Here is a 17069-nt window from a genome sequence, read left to right on the forward strand (position 1 = left end):
GGCACCACCGAAGGCAAACAGTCCGTCAACCCAGGAGAGCATGCGATGTTCCGGCTGGCCCAACTATCCCTCGGGAACCGCGCGCTCATCGCGCTGATCACCATCTTCGCCTCGGTGTTCGGCGTGATCACCATGTCCTCGCTGAAGCAGGAACTCATACCCTCGGTTGAGTTCCCGAGGATCACGGTGATCACGTCGATGCCCGGGGCGTCGCCCGAGGTGGTGGACAAACAGGTCAGCCGTCCGCTGGAGACGGCGCTGAACGGCGTCGAAGGCCTGGAGTCGACGTCGTCCACCTCCCGCAACGGCGTCTCGCAGATCAGCCTGGTGTTCACCTACGGTTCCAACCTGGACCGGGCCCGGAACCAGATCGACCGGGCGATCTCCAACGCGAAGCGTACGCTCCCGGACGACGTCCAGCCCCAGGCTATCGCCGGCAGCATCAGCGACTTCCCGATCGTCTTCCTCGCCGTCTCCTCCGACAAGCCGCTGAGCGAGCTGAACACGGACCTTCAGCGGCTGTCGGTACCGCGGCTGCAAAAGCTCGACGGCGTCCGCGGCGCCGACGTAACGGGCGGCGCCAACCGGCACATCCTGATCCAGCCGAACGCGGCCAGCATGGCCGCCGGCGGTGCCAGCATCCAGGCGGTCCGGGACGCCCTGACCAACAACGGCGATCTCGTTCCGGCGGGCACGATCGAGGAGAAGGGCCAAAGCCTCTCCCTGCAGATCGGCAGCCCGGTCGACTCGGTGGCCGCGGTGAAGGCCCTGCCGCTCACCGGCGCCACAGCCGGCACCACCATCGGTTCCGTAGCCGACGTCAGCATTCAGGATGACGTGCGCACCTCCATCACCCGGACGAACGGCCTCGAAACAATGGCCATTTCCGTGACGAAGAAACCCGAGGGCGACACCGTGGCGATCTCGCACGCGGTGAAGGATCTGGTGCCCCAGCTCGAGGCGGAGCTTGGCTCGAACGCCAAGTTCACCCCCGTCTTCGACCAGGCGCCCTTTATCGAGAAGTCCATCAAGGACCTCACCACGGAGGGCCTCCTGGGCCTCGGTTTCGCAGTGGCCATCATTCTGCTGTTCCTGATGTCCGTCCGCTCCACCCTGGTCACCGCCGTCTCCATTCCGCTCTCTCTGCTCATCACCTTCATCGGCCTGTCCGGCACGGGGTATTCGCTGAACATCCTCACGCTCGGGGCGCTGACCATCGCCATCGGCCGGGTAGTTGATGACTCGATCGTGGTGATCGAGAACATCAAGCGGCACCTGAGCTACGGCGAAGCCAAGCTCACCGCGATCCTCACCTCCATCCGCGAGGTGGCCGGCGCCATCACCGCCTCCACACTGACGACAGTGGCTGTCTTCCTCCCGATCGCCTTCGTCGGCGAACTCACGGGGGAACTGTTCCGGCCGTTCGCCCTGACGGTCACCATTGCGCTGCTCTCCTCGCTCCTGGTGTCGCTGACCATCGTTCCCGTGCTCGCGTACTGGTTCCTGAAGAGCCCCGCCAACGGTGCCGGCGAGGCCCCGCGCTCCGCCCGGGAAGTCCAGGCACAGGCACACGAGGCCGAGCAGCGCAGCCTCCTGCAGCGCGGCTACCTTCCCGTCCTGACCAAGACCCAGAAGCACCCCGTGCTCACCCTCATCGCCGCGGTCCTGGTCCTTGGCGGGACCGCTGCAATGACGCCACTGCTCGCCACCGACCTGCTCGGACGCTCAGGCGAGAACAGCATGACGGTCAAGCAGGAACTGCCCGCCGGCACGAGCCTCGAGGACACCAGCGCCGCGGCCCGGAAGGTCGAGGACGTCCTCCTTGGCATCGACGGCATCAGGGACGTCCAGGTGACCTCCGGCAACGCGCAGGCGGGCTTCACCGCGCTGACGTCCTCGGGCGCCTCCAACTCCTCTTTCACCGTGGTCACCGAAGAAAAAGCAAACCAGGGCAAGCTGCAGGAGGCCGTCCGCAGCGAACTGGCGGCGGCAGGTGCTGCCGGCAAGATCTCCGTCGGTTCCCAGCAGGGAGGCTTCGGAACGTCCTCCACCGTGGACGTCACCCTGAAGGCTGCCACCTCCGAAGATCTGAGGAAGGCCAGCGACTCCATGGTCAAGGCATTGACCGGAGTGCCCGGAAGCAGTGAGGTGACCACCAACCTGGCTGCCAGCCAGCCCGTGGTACAGGTGAAGGTTGACCGGGCCAAGGCCGTTGCCGCCGGCCTGACCGAAGAGCAGGTGGCGGGCGTCCTCGCCTCCACCATCAGCCCCGTCCCCGCAGGCACCGTGCGCATCGACACGGACGATTTCCCCGTCCAGATCGGCGAAGGAAAACGCTTCACCAGCATCGCCGCCGTCCGCGACATCCCGCTCCCCACCGCTTCCGGCGCCGTCCCGCTCAGCCGCATTGCCGCCGTCGAACAGGTCGACGTCCCGGTCTCCATCACCTCCAGCAGCGGCCAGCGGACCGCGCAGGTGTCCGTTACGCCGTCGGGATCCAACCTGGGAGCCGTCAGCGCGGAAGTGCAGCAGCGCCTCAAAGCCGTGGACCTTCCCGCCGGGGTGACCGCGGCGATCGGCGGCGCCACCACCCAGCAGGCGGAATCCTTCCGGCAGCTCGGCCTCGCACTTCTGGCCGCAATCGCCATCGTCTACGTGATCATGGTGGCGACGTTCAAGTCCCTGGTGCAGCCGCTGATCCTCCTCGTTTCGGTGCCGTTCGCCGCCACCGGAGCGGTTGCCCTGCTTCTTGTCACGCGGGTCCCCTTGGGGCTGCCGTCGCTGATCGGCATGCTGATGCTCGTGGGCATCGTGGTGACCAACGCGATTGTGCTGATCGACCTGATCAACCAGTACCGGAATCCGCGCGGCGGCAATCCGGGAATGAGTGTTGCCGACGCCATCACCCACGGCGCCCGGCAGCGACTCCGGCCCATCCTGATGACCGCGCTGGCCACGGTCTTCGCGCTGACCCCCATGGCCCTGGGCATGACGGGCGGCGGCGGGTTCATTTCGCAGCCGCTGGCCATCGTGGTGATCGGCGGCCTGGTGTCCTCCACCGCGCTGACGCTGGTGCTCGTCCCCGTGCTCTACCGGCTGGTGGAGGGGCGGAAGGAGAAAAAGGAGCTCATGCGCCAGCTCAAGCAGCGTCCCGGATTCTCCCCCGCGGAAGACGACGTCGACGCCGAGTTCGCGGACTGGACCACGGGCATGGTGCCCAAGCTCAGCGGACGGCGTGCCGCCCCCGGCTCCCCCGAATAACCCGGCGCCTCCCCACTTCTCCTCCCCACCCAACTAGGTAGCAGCAGAGGGCGTTCCCAGCGCTGGGAACGCCCTCTGCTGCTACCAAGATCACGTGCCTGCCGTGCGCCCTGTGGATAACTCAAATCCCGCCTCTCGTTTTTGGCACGATGGGGCCATGAAATATCCGAGCCCGTTGCCGGAGCATCTCTCGGCCGTGGCCTTCACCGTGGATGAGGCTCTCAACGCCGGAGTTACCCGGGCCCGGCTGAAGAACGGCGGCCTCGTGACTCCCAGCCGGGGCATCCGGATGCCTTCGGGAGCCGGCACCAGCCCCGAGTGCCTGGTGCAGCTTGCACAGTTGGCCAGGCCGCACACGCTGGTGGCCCGTCTTTCGGCCGCGTCACACGCCACGGCGTTCCTGCTGTGGGAGTTCCCCGGCTTTCTCCCGGGCGCCGACAGGCCGGGCATCCACATTTCCCGTCCGGATGCGGTTAGTATCACCCAGCGCCGGGGTGTGGTGGGCCACCGCGGGCAGTTCTTTCCGGACGAAGTCGTGGAACTCTACGGGGTGTTCGTGACCAGCAGGGCCCGGACGTGGCTGGACATCGCACGGCGGATGAGTGTCGACGAGCTTACGGTGGTGGCTGACCACCTCCTGCGCCGTCCCCGCCCCGAATTCGAGGGTAGGTCCGCAGCCCATGCCACCAGCGACGAACTCGCCGACATGTTGGACAGGCACAAAGGAACGCCCGGGATCAGGAAGGCCCGACTGGCACTGGAACAGGCGCGCGTCGGCGCGGATTCTGCCCCCGAGACACGGCTCCGGCTTGCCTTGGCCCGCCGTCGCCTTCCCGAAGCTGACGTCAACGTCCCTGTAACGCTGGTTGGCGGCGTCGTGCGCCAACCCGACCTTTCCTACCCGGAGTTCCGTGTGGCGGTGGAATACGACGGTGAAGGCCATTCGGATCCGGCACAGGTGCTGAGGGATATCGGCCGCGACGAGGATTTCGCGGCCGCGGGCTGGATCCTGGTGCGGATCGGGAAGGCGCACATGGAGAACGACGCGCGGGCGGCCGTCCGAAAGGTCCGCTTGGCGCTCCTGGCGCGTGGCTGGTCCCCATCTGAGTAGCAGTTCAGGACGTTCCCGGCGCTGGGAACGCCCTGAACTGCTACTCAGTTGGGAGGGCCGGGAATAACCTGACGCTGAAGACGTTGAGGGCAGTACATGCAAATGCATGTAAATCGGGTACACTGTTAACACAGGCCCGAACAACCTCGGCGAACGGAAGGCTCATCATGCAGATCGGCGTATTCAGCGTCAGCGACATCACCCAGGACCCCACCACGGGCCGGACCCCCACCGAGCACGAGCGCATCAAGGCATCCGTGGCGATCGCCAAGAAGGTCGAAGAAATCGGCATGGACGTCTACGCCATCGGTGAGCACCACAACCGGCCGTTCTTCTCCTCCTCCCCCACCACCACGCTCGCATACATCGCCGCGCAGACCGAGCGCGTCACGCTGTCCACCGCCACCACTCTGATCACCACGAACGATCCGGTCAAGATCGCCGAGGACTTCGCCATGCTGCAGCACCTCGCCGACGGCCGCGTGGACCTGGTGCTGGGCCGCGGCAACACGGCCCCGGTCTACCCCTGGTTCGGCAAGAACATCCAGGACGGGATCGAGCTCGCCATCGAGAACTACAGCCTGCTGCGCAAGCTGTGGGATGAGGACACCGTCAACTGGTCCGGCAAGTTCCGCACGCCGCTGCAGAACTTCACCTCCACCCCGCGCCCGCTCGACGGCGTGTCCCCCTTTGTGTGGCACGGCTCCATCCGCAGCCCACAGATCGCGGAGGTGGCTGCCTACTACGGCGACGGGTTCTTCGCGAACAACATCTTCTGGCCCAAGGAGCACTACCAGCAGCTGATCAGCCTCTACCGCGAGCGCTACGAGCACTACGGCCACGGCAAGGCGGACCAGGCCATCGTGGGGCTGGGCGGGCAGTTCTTCATGAGGAAGAACTCCCAGGACGCCGTGAAGGAGTTCCGGCCGTACTTCGACAACGCCCCCGTCTACGGCCACGGCCCGTCACTGGAAGACTTCACGTCCCAGACGCCGCTGACCGTCGGCAGCCCCCAGGAGGTCATCGAGAAGACCCTCACGTTCCGCGAGTTCTTCGGTGACTACCAGCGCCAGCTGTTCCTGATCGACCACGCAGGGCTGCCGCTGAAGACCGTCCTGGAGCAGCTGGACCTGTTCGGCGAAGAAGTCCTGCCGGTCCTGCGCAAGGAGTACGCAGACCGCACGCCGGCGCACATCCCGGCTCCGCCCACGCACGCCGGACGCGTTGCCGCACGGATCGCAGCCGAAGAAACCGCTGCCTCCCCGACGGAGTCGCGATGACACCCCGGACAGCCTCGGGGACGTCGGGGCCGTCGATGTCCACAGTCCGGCTGGCCGCCGAAACCTGGGAGTCGCTGTTCCGCGCCCAGGTGGCCGTGATGCGGCGGCTGCAGTCCGGCCCCGCTTTCCGGGACCTGGCGGTGAACGAGTATGACGTGCTGTTCACACTGTCGCGGTGCCCGTCAGGCTGGCTGCGCCTGAACGAACTGAACGACAACGTGCTCCTGAGCCAGTCCAGCCTGAGCAGGCTGGTGGACCGGCTGGAGAAACGCGGCCTCGTGGAACGCACGCCGGCGCCGGACGACGGCCGGGGCGTGTTGCTCAAACTCACCGAGGAGGGCGCCGCGCTGCAGAAGGAGATCGGCCGGGAGCACGTGCGGGACATCGCCGAGCTCGTTGGCCCGGCACTGACGGCGGCAGAGCAGCGGGAACTGCTGCGGCTCACGGAGAAGCTGCGCGCGTCGCTGCCGTCTCGTTAGTCACTGCCGTCCCGGCAGCGGGACGGCAGGCGGCGCCGCCGTCGGACGGCCGACGCCGGGACGCCAGTTAAGCGGATAGTTCCGGTCAGCGGATGACGGCCAGCTTGTCCGGATCCTCCGCCGGCAGCTCGCCGTCCACCGTGGCCATAACCCGGATTTCCCGGAGGGAGAGGCTGCCGCCCACGGTGGACAGGAAGGCTGTGTCCGAGGAGTCGCGCCCGGCCGTGATGCGCAGCATGGCCTCCCTGGGCGCGAGGCCGGTGGGGTCGATCACGTGCCACGCCCCGTTGATATGGGCCTCGGCCACGGCGTGGAAGTCCATCGGGGAAAGGCCCGGCGCATAGACGGCCGCCAGCCTGGCAGGCACGTTCTTGGCGCGCAGCAGCGAGATGGCCAGGTGCGCATAGTCCCGGCAGACGCCCCGCCGGTTCAGGAGGGTCTCCACGGCGCCGTCGGTTCCCCGGGAGGAGCCGCTGACGTAGCGCAGTTCGTTGAACACCCAGTTGCGGACGGCGTGCAGGAGCTCCTCGCCCTGGAGTCCGCCGAACTCCGCATACGATGTGGGGAGCAGCCGGTCGGACTCCGCGTAGCGGCTGGGCCGGACGTAGCGGATCAGCTCCATCAGCGCGGCATCCTCAGGTTCGGCCCGGCCTCCGACGGTCGCGGAGTAATCCACCGTGACCTCCGTGGGCTCGGCGAACTCCATGTAGTGGAACCTGCCGCCGTGGTGGTCCGAAAGCTCGGTCAGCGGAACCTGTTCCCCGCCCGCCGTCACGCTGAGGTTTTCCTCGAAGGACGTGTAGCCGGCGTTCCTCGCCACGGAGATGGCCATTGCCACCTTGGTGTCGGCCACGGTCTTGAATACCAGGCGGGCAGCAACAGTTCGTTCCATGAGTCTCCGGGGTGTGAGGCGGCGTCAGCCAGTCGCGGCTGCGGGCGGGGGATGTGCCGGAGGCGCAGCGGGACTAGTTCTTGATCTTCAGAGACATTAGCATCCGCTGGACATTGGCGAATTCGGGGCCCTCGTTGACATAGCCGGCGGCCTGGTCAAGGGTGTCGAAGGCCTTGGCCGGGGCCACCTTTTCATCCGGGGCGAACGCCTTCAGGGAGCGCACGTCGCTGAACGCGTAGTTCCCCTTGCCGGCCAGGCCCTGCACCACGTTCTGCAACTGGCAGGCCTTGGAATCGGCGCCGCCCACCAGGTTGGTGATGCCGTAGGAGCCGAAGTAGCGGTAACCCTGGATCACCCTGAACACCACGTGCGGGTCGATGGTCCCCTGCCCGCCGCTGTGCGGCAGCTCGACGGGGACACTGCTGACGACGACGTAGGATTTGCGGGCGGAGGCGGCACACGTTGCTGCCGATGCCTCCGGCAGGCCCGTCTGCAAGGTGGCCAGATAGCCGCCTTCCGCGTCCTTGACCTCGATCTTCACCGCGCCGGGAAGGGTTCCCTTGTCCGGTTCCACCGACTGGGCAATCCAGTCCTGCGGAAGCTCGAAGCTCACGGTCTTGGCAGGGTCGGTGAAGACCTTCCAAGCCGCTGCCGTGGCGCCGGGCGAGGCCGAGGCACTGCCCGATGCAGTGCCGGTGGGGCTCGCGGAACCCGAGGCCGCCCCGGCAGCCGGGCTCGTGCCAGGCTCCACTGTCCAGACGGGCGCGCCCTTGCCGTCGCTGCTGCAGCCGGCGATCAGTCCTGCAGTCAACAGCACGACGGCGGCGATGCCCGTGCGTCCAGAGGCCGTGATCCCTGTCATGGCTCCAGCCTAGCCCGGACGCCGGGCCCGACCCGGGGATGCCCGCCGGCGTTTCGACCGTGAATTAGCAACTAGGCTGAGGTCATGGCCGAACATGAGCTGGACGCAGCCGAGCAGACCCTGGCGGGCATGTCCGCCGTCGACATTGCCGACTGGCGGCTGCGGACCTTCGCCCTCTATGACACTGTGCGCAAGATCGCCGCGGACAGCCCCGAGGAAGCGCACGCCTACTGGCGCCAGGAGCGCGACCGCATGTTCGGCACTCATGCTGCGTCGGCCCTGACGGCCGAGGCCAAGGCGTCCTTCTACGGGCTCAAAACGGCGGACTATGATCCCATCTACCGCTTTTACGTACCCCTGACCAAGGAAGGGGCCGGGCGGGAAATGACCGTGGAAACTGGGACGGACGGGCTGGTCAGGTTTGTCCGGCTGGGAACATTCGACCTTCCCGAGATGGGGCAGCTGGCCGTGTGGAAACTGATGGGCTACGGCGGCGGGATCTTCGTTCCGTTCCGCGACGCCAGCGCCGGAAAGCCCGGCGGAAGCTATGGTGCCGGCCGCTACCTTCTGGACACCATCAAGGGCGCGTTCCATGGCGTCCGCGGCTCCGGGCCCGACGCCCAGTACGTGCTGGACTTCAACTTCGCCTACAACCCCTCGTGTGCCTACAACGAGGCCTGGGCCTGCCCGCTCGCCGGCCCCGCCAACCGGCTGGCCGTGGAGATCCCCGTCGGCGAGCTGTACTGACGTCCCGTAGTTCGGGGCCGCTCCGCAGGTATTCTTCACAGGACACATACGCACAGGGCACATACGATGGCTCAATGACCCCAGCTTTTCCGCGGCGGATCGCCCGCGTCCGCCCCCTCGCCCCTGCCCCGTCGTCGTCCCCATCCTCAGCCCCGGGGACAGACTCGGACAACGGACAGCTTCCCGAACAGTTCTTCGTGGCCAACGACGCCGCGGACTTCGCGGGCATCGCCGGCCGGACCTGGACAGTAGTAGAGTCGCCGTTCCCCGGCTCGCGCGCCAATGCCGGCAGCGCCCACCGCAAGGGATGGGAACCCGGAGCTGAGGTTCCCGAAGACAGTTTCACGTTCCTGGCACCGAGCGTCCCGGCCAACGTCCTCGGGATGGCCCACAACACGGGGCAGGCCGGCCGGAACCTTCCCGCGCAGGCCTTCCACAAGGCGGCCACCAGCGTGATCGGCCCGGGCGAGCCGATTGAACTGCCGGCGGGAATCGGACTGGTGGAGCCGGAGGCGGAACTGGCCGTCGTCGTCGGCCGGACAGCGAAAAACCTGACCCTCGGCAGCGCGCGGACGGCGGTTCTGGGCTACACCATCGGCAACGACGTCACCGCGCGCAAGCTGCAAAAGTCCGACGAGCTCTGGCTGAGCGCCAAGAGCCAGGACACCTTCACGCCGGCCGGCCCCTGGATCGTCACCGGACTGGACCATGCGGACCTGCCTGTCGGCGTCGTCCATAACGGTACCGAACTGCCCACGGCCAGCACCGCGGACCTGGGCTGGAAGGTGGATGAGATCCTGGTCTACCTGACGTCATTCATGACCCTGCATCCCGGCGACCTGGTGCTCACCGGGTTCCCGGCGGCGAGCGCCGGCATCCAGCCCGGCGACACCGTCACCTGCCGGGTGGGCGGGATCGGAGAGCTTTCCAACCCCGTCACGGCCGCCAGCTGACCGGCACCTTAACCCGGAATCAGGCCCAGGTTCCGGACGCTTCCGACGGCGGCCGTCACCGCCGCGGCGGCCGCCTCCAGGTCCGCGGCGGTCACCGACGAATCAAAGCTGAACCGCACGGCGGTCTGCGCCACCTCCGTTTCGATGCCGAGTGCCACCAGAACCGGCGACGGCGCATCCGAGCCGGCCGCGCACGCCGAGCCGCTGGAGCACACCACGCGCTGGCGCTCGAGTTCGAGGAGCACGGATTCCCCGCTGGTGCCCGGGAAGCAGAACGACGCCACGGAGGGTAGCCGCTCAGACGGATGGCCGGTCAGCAGGGCACCGGGAATGGTGTCCAGCACGGCGGCAATAAAACGGTCGCGCAGTCCCGTGACGCGGGCCGCGAGCGCAGGCTGGTCGGCGTGCGCCAGGGTGAGGGCGGTGGCCAGCGCCACGGCACCGGCAACGTTTTCGGTGCCCGAGCGCCGGCCGCGTTCCTGGCCGCCGCCATGCACCAGGGGCTCGATCCGGGTCCGGCCGCGAACGAACAGGACGCCGTTGCCCTTGGGCGCCCCGAGCTTGTGCCCGGAGATGCTCAGCGCGTCCACGCCGAGCGCCCGCACATCCAGCGCCAGCCAGCCGGCGGCCTGCACGGCGTCGGTGTGGAACGGGATCCCGCGCCCCCGCGCCAGGTCCGCAAGCTTGGCCACCGGCTGGACGGTCCCCACCTCGTTGTTGGCATACATGATGCTGACCAGCGCGGTTTCGTCCCGCAGCACCGCGGCGAGTGCCTCCGGGGTCACGGTTCCGCTCCCGTCGACCGGCACGACGTCCACGGCGAAACCGTGGAAGCGTTCGAGGTACCGTGCGGACTCCTCCACAGCAGGATGCTCGACGGCGCTGATCACCACCCGGTTCAGCGCCGGGTCCGCGGCCTGCCGGGCCAGGGCAATCCCCTTGACGGCGAGGTTGTCCGCCTCCGTTCCGCCCGACGTGAAGGTGATCTCCCCTGGCCGGCAGCCGAGCACCGCGGCGACAGTCTTCCGGGCGTCCGCGAGTGCCCGCGCGGCGGAGTCACCGAGCGAGTGGTGGCTTGACGGGTTGCCGAACTCGCCGGTGAGGTAGGGCCACATGGCCTCCAGCACCTCCCGGCGGACCGGTGTTGTGGCTGCTGCGTCCAGGAAGATCATGGTGTGCTCACCCCACTGTCAGTTCGACGTCCAGGCCGAGGTCCAGGGCCGTGACGCTGTGCGTCAGGGCGCCGACCGAGATGACGTCCACGCCGGCGGCGGCGATGTCCGCCACGGTGCGGAGGTTGACGTTGCCGCTGGCCTCGACAATGGCCCTCCCGGCCACCTGCCGGACGCCGGCACGGAGTTCCTCCAGGCTGAAGTTGTCCAGCATGATGGTGTCCACGCCGGCGGCCAGGACGGGTTCGATCTGCTCGGCGCTGTCCACCTCCACCTCGAAATGAGTGGTGTGGCCGAGCTGGGCCTTCGCGTCAGCGAGCAGCGCCGTCAGCCGCGCCGGGTCTCCCCCGGTCATAACGGCCAGGTGGTTGTCCTTGGCCAGCACGGCGTCGGACAGGCTGTAGCGGTGGTTGGCGCCGCCCCCGCAGCGCACGGCGTACCGCTCCAGAACGCGCAGGCCGGGGGTGGTCTTGCGGGTGTCCGTGATGCGGGCCTTGGTGCCGGCAGCCAGTGCCACGAATTCGGCTGTCTTGGTGGCGATGGCACTCATTCGCTGCGCCAGGTTCAGGCCCACCCGCTCGGCCAGCAGCACGCTGCGCGCCCGGCCGGTGACCCGTGCCAGCTTTGTCCCTGCGGCGAAGGTTTCGCCGTCGGCCACGAGCAGCTCCACCTGCGTGTCCGGGTCCACCATCAGCATGGCGTCGCGGAACACGCTGCCGCCACTGAAGACGCCCGGGACGCGGGCCTTGAGCACCGCGGTGGCGCTGGCCTCGGCTGGGATCAGCAGCTGCGAGGTGATGTCACCGCTGGGCGCATCCTCCGCGAAGGCCCGCTCCAGGATCTCGCGGACGGGTGCTGCAGGGAGGGTCAGGCTAGTCATGGACAAGGCTCGCTTTCGGGCTCATTCTGAATTCTTCGTCAAGGTCGCCGACTGGAAGATCTGCCGGCCGGCTGTCATCCCGGTAATGCGCGCCGAGCGACACCTGCCGCTCTCGCGCCGCGTGGACCAGCAGCTGCGCGGCGAGCAGCAGGTTGGCGTCCTCGTGCGTGGCCGGGTCCGCTGACTGCGGCACCGCTTCAGGACGCACGACGGCGGCCCACACCCCAAGCGCTGCCCCCGCCTCCCGCAGAAGCTCGCCACTGCGCAACACCCCGGCCTTGGCAGTCATCAGCCGCCGCAGGGCGTCCCGAGAGAACTCGCCGGGAACCGCGGACACATCACGTTCAGGACCATATCCCCGCTTTTTCCCGGGGTAGGGCGGAGCGTTTTGGTCGTCCGCCACGAAGTCGCGGGACAGTGCTACGGAAGCGTGCGTCAAAGGGAGGCCGCTAGCGGCTGAGCTAGCACGCGGAGTAGTGCTGTCTTGCGACGGTTCCGCCAGGAATGCTTCTACAGCCCGCCGGCCGAACACCAGTCCCTCGAGAAGCGAGTTACTGGCAAGCCGGTTGGCGCCCTGGACGCCGGTGCAGGCTACTTCTCCGGCGGCATACAGCCCGGGGACGGTGGTGCGGCCGTGCAGGTCGGTGGAGACGCCGCCCATCCAGTAGTGCGCGGCCGGTGCGACGGGGACGAGCTCCCGGGTCCAGTCGATGCCGGCTTCGCGGGTGCCCCGTGTGATGGTCGGGAAGCGGCGTTTGAGGAACCCTGCTCCCCTGGCGCCTTCGAGAACCCGGGCGTCCAGGTAGACGTGGCCGGTGGGGTTACCGAGCACGGCAAGGTGCAGGGCAATGCTGCGGGAAACGACGTCGCGCGGGGCGAGTTCGGCGTCGGGGTGGTACCCATGCAGGAAGCGGTGGCCGTGTGAGTCCACGAGGACGGCACCCTCACCGCGGACGGCCTCGGAAATCAGCAGCGGGTCCTGGCCGCCGTCGGACTTTGCTCCCTTGTCCTGGCGGACGAGGCAGGTGGGGTGGAATTGGAAGAACTCCAGGTCTGCCACGGCGGCACCGGCGCGCCAGGCGAGGGCAAGTCCGTCCGCGGTGGCAACGGATGGGTTGGTGGTCTGGGCGAACAGCTGACCCGCCCCGCCGGTGGCCAGCAGCACCGCGTCGGCCTGGATGCTGCCCGGCCGGCCGTCCTGCAGGAACTCAACGCCGGTGACCCGCCGGCCCTGCTGGAGGAGGGCTGTGACGCTGGCGTGGCCCAGCAGCCGGATCCTGCCAGTGGCCTGCGCGGCCAGCACGGCGCAGATCAGGGCGTTGGCGATGCCCGCGCCGGTGGCGTCGCCGCCGGCGCGCAGGATCCGCGGCGCGGAGTGGGCCGCTTCGAGCCCCAGGGCGGGGTCGCCGTCGTCGTCCAGGTCAAAGCGGACGCCGAAGCGGCCGAGCCCGGCGATGTCCCGGCGCGCCTCGGTGCACAGCACCCGGACAGCCGCCGGATTGCAGTGCCCGGCACCGGCCTTCAGGGTGTCGGCGATGTGGGCGGCCACGGTGTCGCCGGGTGCCGGCTCGTCCAGGACGGCGGAAATGCCGCCCTGGGCGAAATACGTATTGCTGTCCGCGAGCGCGCCCTTGGTCAGCAGCACCACGTCGGCGCCTGCCTCCGCCGCGAGCAGCGCGGCGTAGAGGCCGGCGATGCCGCTGCCGACGACGGCGAGCCGCCGTCGGCCGGCAGATCCGTGTTCGCTGGGGATGGTCATTGCGGCTCCCTGTTAGGGCTTGGCGGCGAGCATGCGCTCGAGTGCTGTCCTGGCGTCCTGCTGCACGTCGTCGTCCACGGTGATGCGGTTGACAACGCGGCCGGCGACAAGCTCTTCGAGGACCCAGGCCAGGTAGCCGGGGTGGATGCGGTACATGGTGCTGCACGGGCAGATGACCGGGTCCAGGCAGAAGATGGTGTGCTGCGGGTACTGGGCCGCCAGCCTGTTCACCATGTTGATCTCGGTGCCGATCGCGAAGACCGTGGGCTCGGTGGCCGCCGCGATGGCCTTCTGGATGAAGTCAGTGGACCCGGCGGAATCGGCCGCGTCCACCACCTCCATGGGGCATTCCGGGTGCACGATGACGTTGACGCCCGGGAAGTCGGCGCGTGCCTTCTCGATCTGGGCCACGCTGAAGCGCTTGTGGACCGAGCAGAATCCATGCCAGAGGATCACGCGGGAGTCCAGCAGCGCCTGCTCGTCGTTGCCGCCAAGTTCCTTGCGCGGGTTCCACATGGGCATCTGCTCGAGCGGAACGCCCAGCGCCTTGGCCGTGTTCCGGCCGAGGTGCTGGTCCGGGAAGAACAGGACGCGCTGGCCGCGCTCGAAGGCCCACTCGAGGACCGTCTTGGCGTTGGAGGACGTGCAGACGATGCCGCCGTTCCGGCCACAGAAAGCCTTCAGCGCCGCGGAGGAATTCATATAGGTGACCGGGATGACCGGAACCCGGCCTTCGGCGTCGGGCCCGGTGCCGAAAATCTCCTCGAGCTGCTCCCAGCAGTCCTCCACGGAGTCGGCGTCGGCCATGTCCGCCATGGAGCAGCCGGCAGCAAGGTTGGGCAGGATGACCGCCTGCTCCGGCGTGGAGAGGGTGTCAGCGGTTTCGGCCATGAAGTGCACGCCGCAGAACACGATCGCTTCGGCATCGGGCCGGGTCAGCGCGGCGTTGGCCAGCTGGAATGAATCGCCGACAAAATCGGCGTACTGGACAACCTCGTCGCGCTGGTAAAAGTGGCCCAGGATGACGGCGCGGTCCCCGAGCGTGGCCTTGGCAGCCCGGATCCGGGCATCGAGTTCAGCTTCACCGGCAATCTTGTACTCCTCGGGAAGCTGGCCCTGGCGCGGCGTGGAGGCAGGCGCGACGTCCGCGCTGGAGGCGCCGGGACCGTAGGCGGGAACGCCGGCGAGCGTTTCCGCGAGGTCGTATTCCCAGGGACCCTTGGCAAGCGCCGGGCTGCAGGTGCCGCCGGTGCCGGCAGCCTGGGCCAGCTCGGCCTGTTCACGCGTGATCAGCTGGATGGCAGTGTTGACGCTGCTCATGGGGTGCTCCTGTTATCTGGGTCAAGGCCGGGGCGGCCGGTAAAGCGGTAAAGACGCGGCGGGCGGTGCTTGCCGCCCTGCAGGTATTCACCGGTTTCTTCGATTTCCGGCGTCGACTTGATCTGCCGGCGGAAGTTGGCGGGGTCCAGTTGCGTGTCCAGCACGGCTTCGTAGACCTCGCGGACCTGGGCGAGGGTGAAGTATTCCCCCAGGAAGTGGTAGGCGATGGAGCCGTAGGCCAGCTTGTTCCGCAGGCGCCAGAGTGCGTAGTCCACTATCCCGTTGTGGTCGAAGGCCAGGCTGCCAAGCTTGTCGGCGCGGAACCACCGGACGTTCTCGGATTCGTCCGCGAGCGCCGCTTCAGTGGGCTGGACCAGCGCCCAGTAGACGATGGACACCACGCGCTGCGTGGGCGAGCGGTGCAGGCCGCCGAAGGCGTAGAGCTGCTCAAGGTAGCTGGGCGCCAGCCCGGTTGTTTCCCTCAGGTTCCGCGAGGCGGCGTCCTGCAGGGATTCAGCATGGGTCAGCGGACCGCCGGGCAGGGCCCAGAGCCCCTTGAAGGGCTCCCGGATCCGCCGGACCAACGGAATCCACAGGGTGGGCCGGCCTGAGGACTCGCTGGGGCGGAGGGCGAAAATCACCGTGGAAATGGCGAGCGACGGCGGCGCGGACTGCCGCTCGGCCACGTTGGCTGAGGTGGTGTACACGGTAATCACCCGCTTCGCTGCGATCGGCGGGCCCGTCTGGTGCCCGCCCCGGTTAGTTATAGTCAAGTTGACTCAAACTGATTCTACGGCCGGTCGTCCGGGATGCAAAATGTTTCGCCGGAAGTTGGGTGTAAATTCAAAAGGTCCCAAAAGGACCAGTTCCCCAACCCCAAGAAGGTACGCAGCATGACGACGAAGTCCACGGCGGAGCGACCCGCAGTACAGCTCCGCCACAGCATGAAGCCGAGGCAACTCACCATGATGGGCCTGGGCAGCGCCATAGGCGCCGGGCTTTTCCTGGGCTCCGGCGCCGGCGTCCAGGCGGCGGGCCCGGCGGTCCTGGTTTCCTACCTTGTGGCCGGCACGCTCATCATCCTGGTCATGTGGGCGCTGGGCGAAATGGCGGCAGCCAACCCCAACAGCGGAGCCTTCTCCGTTTACGCCGAACGCGCCATGGGCAAGACCGCCGGGGCAACAGTGGGCTGGCTCTGGTGGCTGCAGCTGGTGGTGGTCATCGCCGCCGAGGCGCTCGGCGCCGCGGGGCTGCTGTTTTCAGTCTGGCCGGTGGTTCCGGTATGGGCGCTCTCCCTGGTGTTCATGGTGGTGTTCACCGGCATCAATCTGGCCGGTGTGAAGAACTTCGGCGAGTTCGAGTTCTGGTTTGCCATCCTCAAGGTGACCGCCATCGTCCTGTTCCTGGCCATCGGCGCCGCGCTGCTGCTGGGCCTGCTGCCGGACGCGGCATCCCCGGGCCTGGCCAACGTCACCGGGGACTTCGCGCCCTCGGGCCTGGCCGGCATTGCAACCGCACTGTTCGTGGTGATCTTTGCGTTCGGCGGCACGGAGATCGTCAGCGTCGCAGCGGCCGAGACCGAAAACCCCGAGCACAGCGTCACCAAGGCCATCCGGACGGTCGTGTGGCGGATCCTCGTCTTCTACATCGGCTCCGTCTTCGTGATCGCTGCCGTTCTTCCGGCCACCTCGGAGGCGCTGTCCTCGCCGTTCGCGGGCGTCCTGGATGCCGCCCGCATCCCGGGTGCCGCCACCGCCATCACCCTGGTGGCCGTCGTCGCACTTTTGTCCGCCCTGAACGCCAACCTGTACGGGGCGTCCCGCATGGTGTTCTCGCTTGCAGAGCGCGGCGAGGCTCCCGGTTTCCTGTCCCGGCTGAGCGGCGCGGGCGTGCCGATGGTCGCGGTCGGCGTCTCGGTCGCTTTCGGGTTCATCGCCACCGTCCTGGAACTGCTGTTCCCGGAACGCATCCTGCCCGCCCTGTTCCAGCTCGTCGGGTCCACGTGCCTCGTGGTCTGGGGTTCGGCACTGGTCTCCCAGCTCATCCTGCGCCGGCGGGCAGACCGCGACGGCACTCACCTGCCGCTGCGGATGAGGGGCTTCCCCGGGCTCACGGTGTTCGGCCTTGTGCTGCTGGGGCTGGTGTTTGCCGTGGGTTTCAGCGCCGAGAGCAGCCGCATCCAGCTGATCAGCACGCTGCTGCTGATTGCGGGCATCTCGGCCGCCTGCTGGGCAGGGGCCCGGATCGCGGGATCCCGGCGCGCCCGGCGCTCCTAGCCGTGGATTTTCCCGCTCCGCCGGCAGGTAGAGTGGTGCCCATCCACGGCGGACCGGCGACGAAGCAGTCCCGGCGA

14 protein-coding genes are annotated in these 17069 nt (G+C 68.0%); 7 read left to right on the plus strand and 7 right to left on the minus strand.

The window, feature by feature from the left end:
• Positions 1-45 precede the first annotated feature (45 nt).
• The 4 genes from ACTHQX_RS00470 (at position 46) to ACTHQX_RS00485 (ending at position 6131) form a co-directional block, all read left to right on the plus strand.
• Positions 46-3261 carry an efflux RND transporter permease subunit gene (locus ACTHQX_RS00470; RefSeq protein ID WP_440155110.1) on the plus strand — a complete coding sequence of 1072 codons (3216 nt, stop codon included), beginning with the start codon at positions 46-48 and terminating at the stop codon, positions 3259-3261.
• Between the two features lie 157 nt (positions 3262-3418).
• Positions 3419-4372: a hypothetical protein gene (locus ACTHQX_RS00475; protein ID WP_440155112.1), complete on the plus strand. Its 954-nt coding sequence runs from the start codon at positions 3419-3421 to the stop codon at positions 4370-4372.
• 167 nt (positions 4373-4539) lie between these two features.
• Positions 4540-5652: an LLM class flavin-dependent oxidoreductase gene (locus ACTHQX_RS00480; protein WP_440155114.1), complete on the plus strand. Its 1113-nt coding sequence runs from the start codon at positions 4540-4542 to the stop codon at positions 5650-5652.
• Positions 5649-6131, plus strand: a complete 483-nt coding sequence (locus ACTHQX_RS00485; protein ID WP_236803885.1) for a MarR family winged helix-turn-helix transcriptional regulator — start codon at positions 5649-5651, stop codon at positions 6129-6131. The genes ACTHQX_RS00480 and ACTHQX_RS00485 overlap by 4 nt, the downstream gene beginning before the upstream one ends.
• 85 nt (positions 6132-6216) lie before the next feature.
• On the opposite strand, the gene ACTHQX_RS00490 is transcribed toward ACTHQX_RS00485, so the two are convergent.
• Together ACTHQX_RS00490 and ACTHQX_RS00495 are read right to left on the minus strand one after the other, a co-directional pair.
• Positions 6217-7023, minus strand: a complete 807-nt coding sequence (locus tag ACTHQX_RS00490) for a transglutaminase-like domain-containing protein (protein WP_440155115.1) — start codon at positions 7021-7023, stop codon at positions 6217-6219.
• A gap of 73 nt (positions 7024-7096) precedes the next feature.
• A complete protein-coding gene (locus ACTHQX_RS00495) occupies positions 7097-7885 on the minus strand; it encodes a hypothetical protein (protein WP_440155116.1) in 789 nt (262 codons plus the stop codon).
• 84 nt (positions 7886-7969) lie between these two features.
• Here ACTHQX_RS00495 and ACTHQX_RS00500 point away from each other — a divergent pair, with 84 nt between their 5' ends.
• Entirely contained in the window at positions 7970-8632 is a 663-nt protein-coding gene (locus tag ACTHQX_RS00500) for a DUF1684 domain-containing protein (protein ID WP_440155118.1), read from the plus strand.
• 74 nt (positions 8633-8706) lie between these two features.
• Positions 8707-9585 carry a fumarylacetoacetate hydrolase family protein gene (locus tag ACTHQX_RS00505; RefSeq protein ID WP_440155119.1) on the plus strand — a complete coding sequence of 293 codons (879 nt, stop codon included), beginning with the start codon at positions 8707-8709 and terminating at the stop codon, positions 9583-9585.
• Positions 9586-9593: 8 nt separating this feature from the next.
• Here the strand turns inward: ACTHQX_RS00505 and ACTHQX_RS00510 are convergent, their stop codons facing one another.
• The 5 genes from ACTHQX_RS00510 to ACTHQX_RS00530 are packed head-to-tail and all read right to left on the minus strand — an operon-like array spanning position 9594 to position 15423.
• Positions 9594-10757: a cysteine desulfurase family protein gene (locus tag ACTHQX_RS00510; RefSeq protein WP_440155121.1), complete on the minus strand. Its 1164-nt coding sequence runs from the start codon at positions 10755-10757 to the stop codon at positions 9594-9596.
• A 7-nt stretch (positions 10758-10764) separates the two neighbouring features.
• Positions 10765-11637 carry a carboxylating nicotinate-nucleotide diphosphorylase gene (gene nadC / locus ACTHQX_RS00515; protein WP_440155123.1) on the minus strand — a complete coding sequence of 291 codons (873 nt, stop codon included), beginning with the start codon at positions 11635-11637 and terminating at the stop codon, positions 10765-10767.
• Positions 11630-13396 (minus strand): L-aspartate oxidase, encoded by a 1767-nt coding sequence (nadB, locus tag ACTHQX_RS00520; RefSeq protein WP_440155124.1) that lies wholly within the window; start codon positions 13394-13396, stop codon positions 11630-11632. The genes nadC and nadB overlap by 8 nt, the downstream gene beginning before the upstream one ends.
• Before the next feature lie 12 nt (positions 13397-13408).
• On the minus strand, positions 13409-14716 hold the full coding sequence (nadA, locus tag ACTHQX_RS00525) for a quinolinate synthase NadA (RefSeq protein WP_440155126.1): 1308 nt from the start codon (positions 14714-14716) through the stop codon (positions 13409-13411).
• On the minus strand, positions 14713-15423 hold the full coding sequence (locus tag ACTHQX_RS00530) for an NUDIX hydrolase (RefSeq protein ID WP_236809353.1): 711 nt from the start codon (positions 15421-15423) through the stop codon (positions 14713-14715). The genes nadA and ACTHQX_RS00530 overlap by 4 nt, the downstream gene beginning before the upstream one ends.
• Before the next feature lie 186 nt (positions 15424-15609).
• Between ACTHQX_RS00530 and ACTHQX_RS00535 the strand changes: the two genes are divergently transcribed.
• Complete coding sequence (locus ACTHQX_RS00535; protein ID WP_440155128.1) at positions 15610-16992, plus strand: amino acid permease; 1383 nt, start codon at positions 15610-15612, stop codon at positions 16990-16992.
• Positions 16993-17069: the final 77 nt, after the last annotated feature.

Source organism: Arthrobacter sp. SAFR-023 (assembly GCF_051965295.1).
GTDB lineage: Bacteria > Actinomycetota > Actinomycetes > Actinomycetales > Micrococcaceae > Arthrobacter.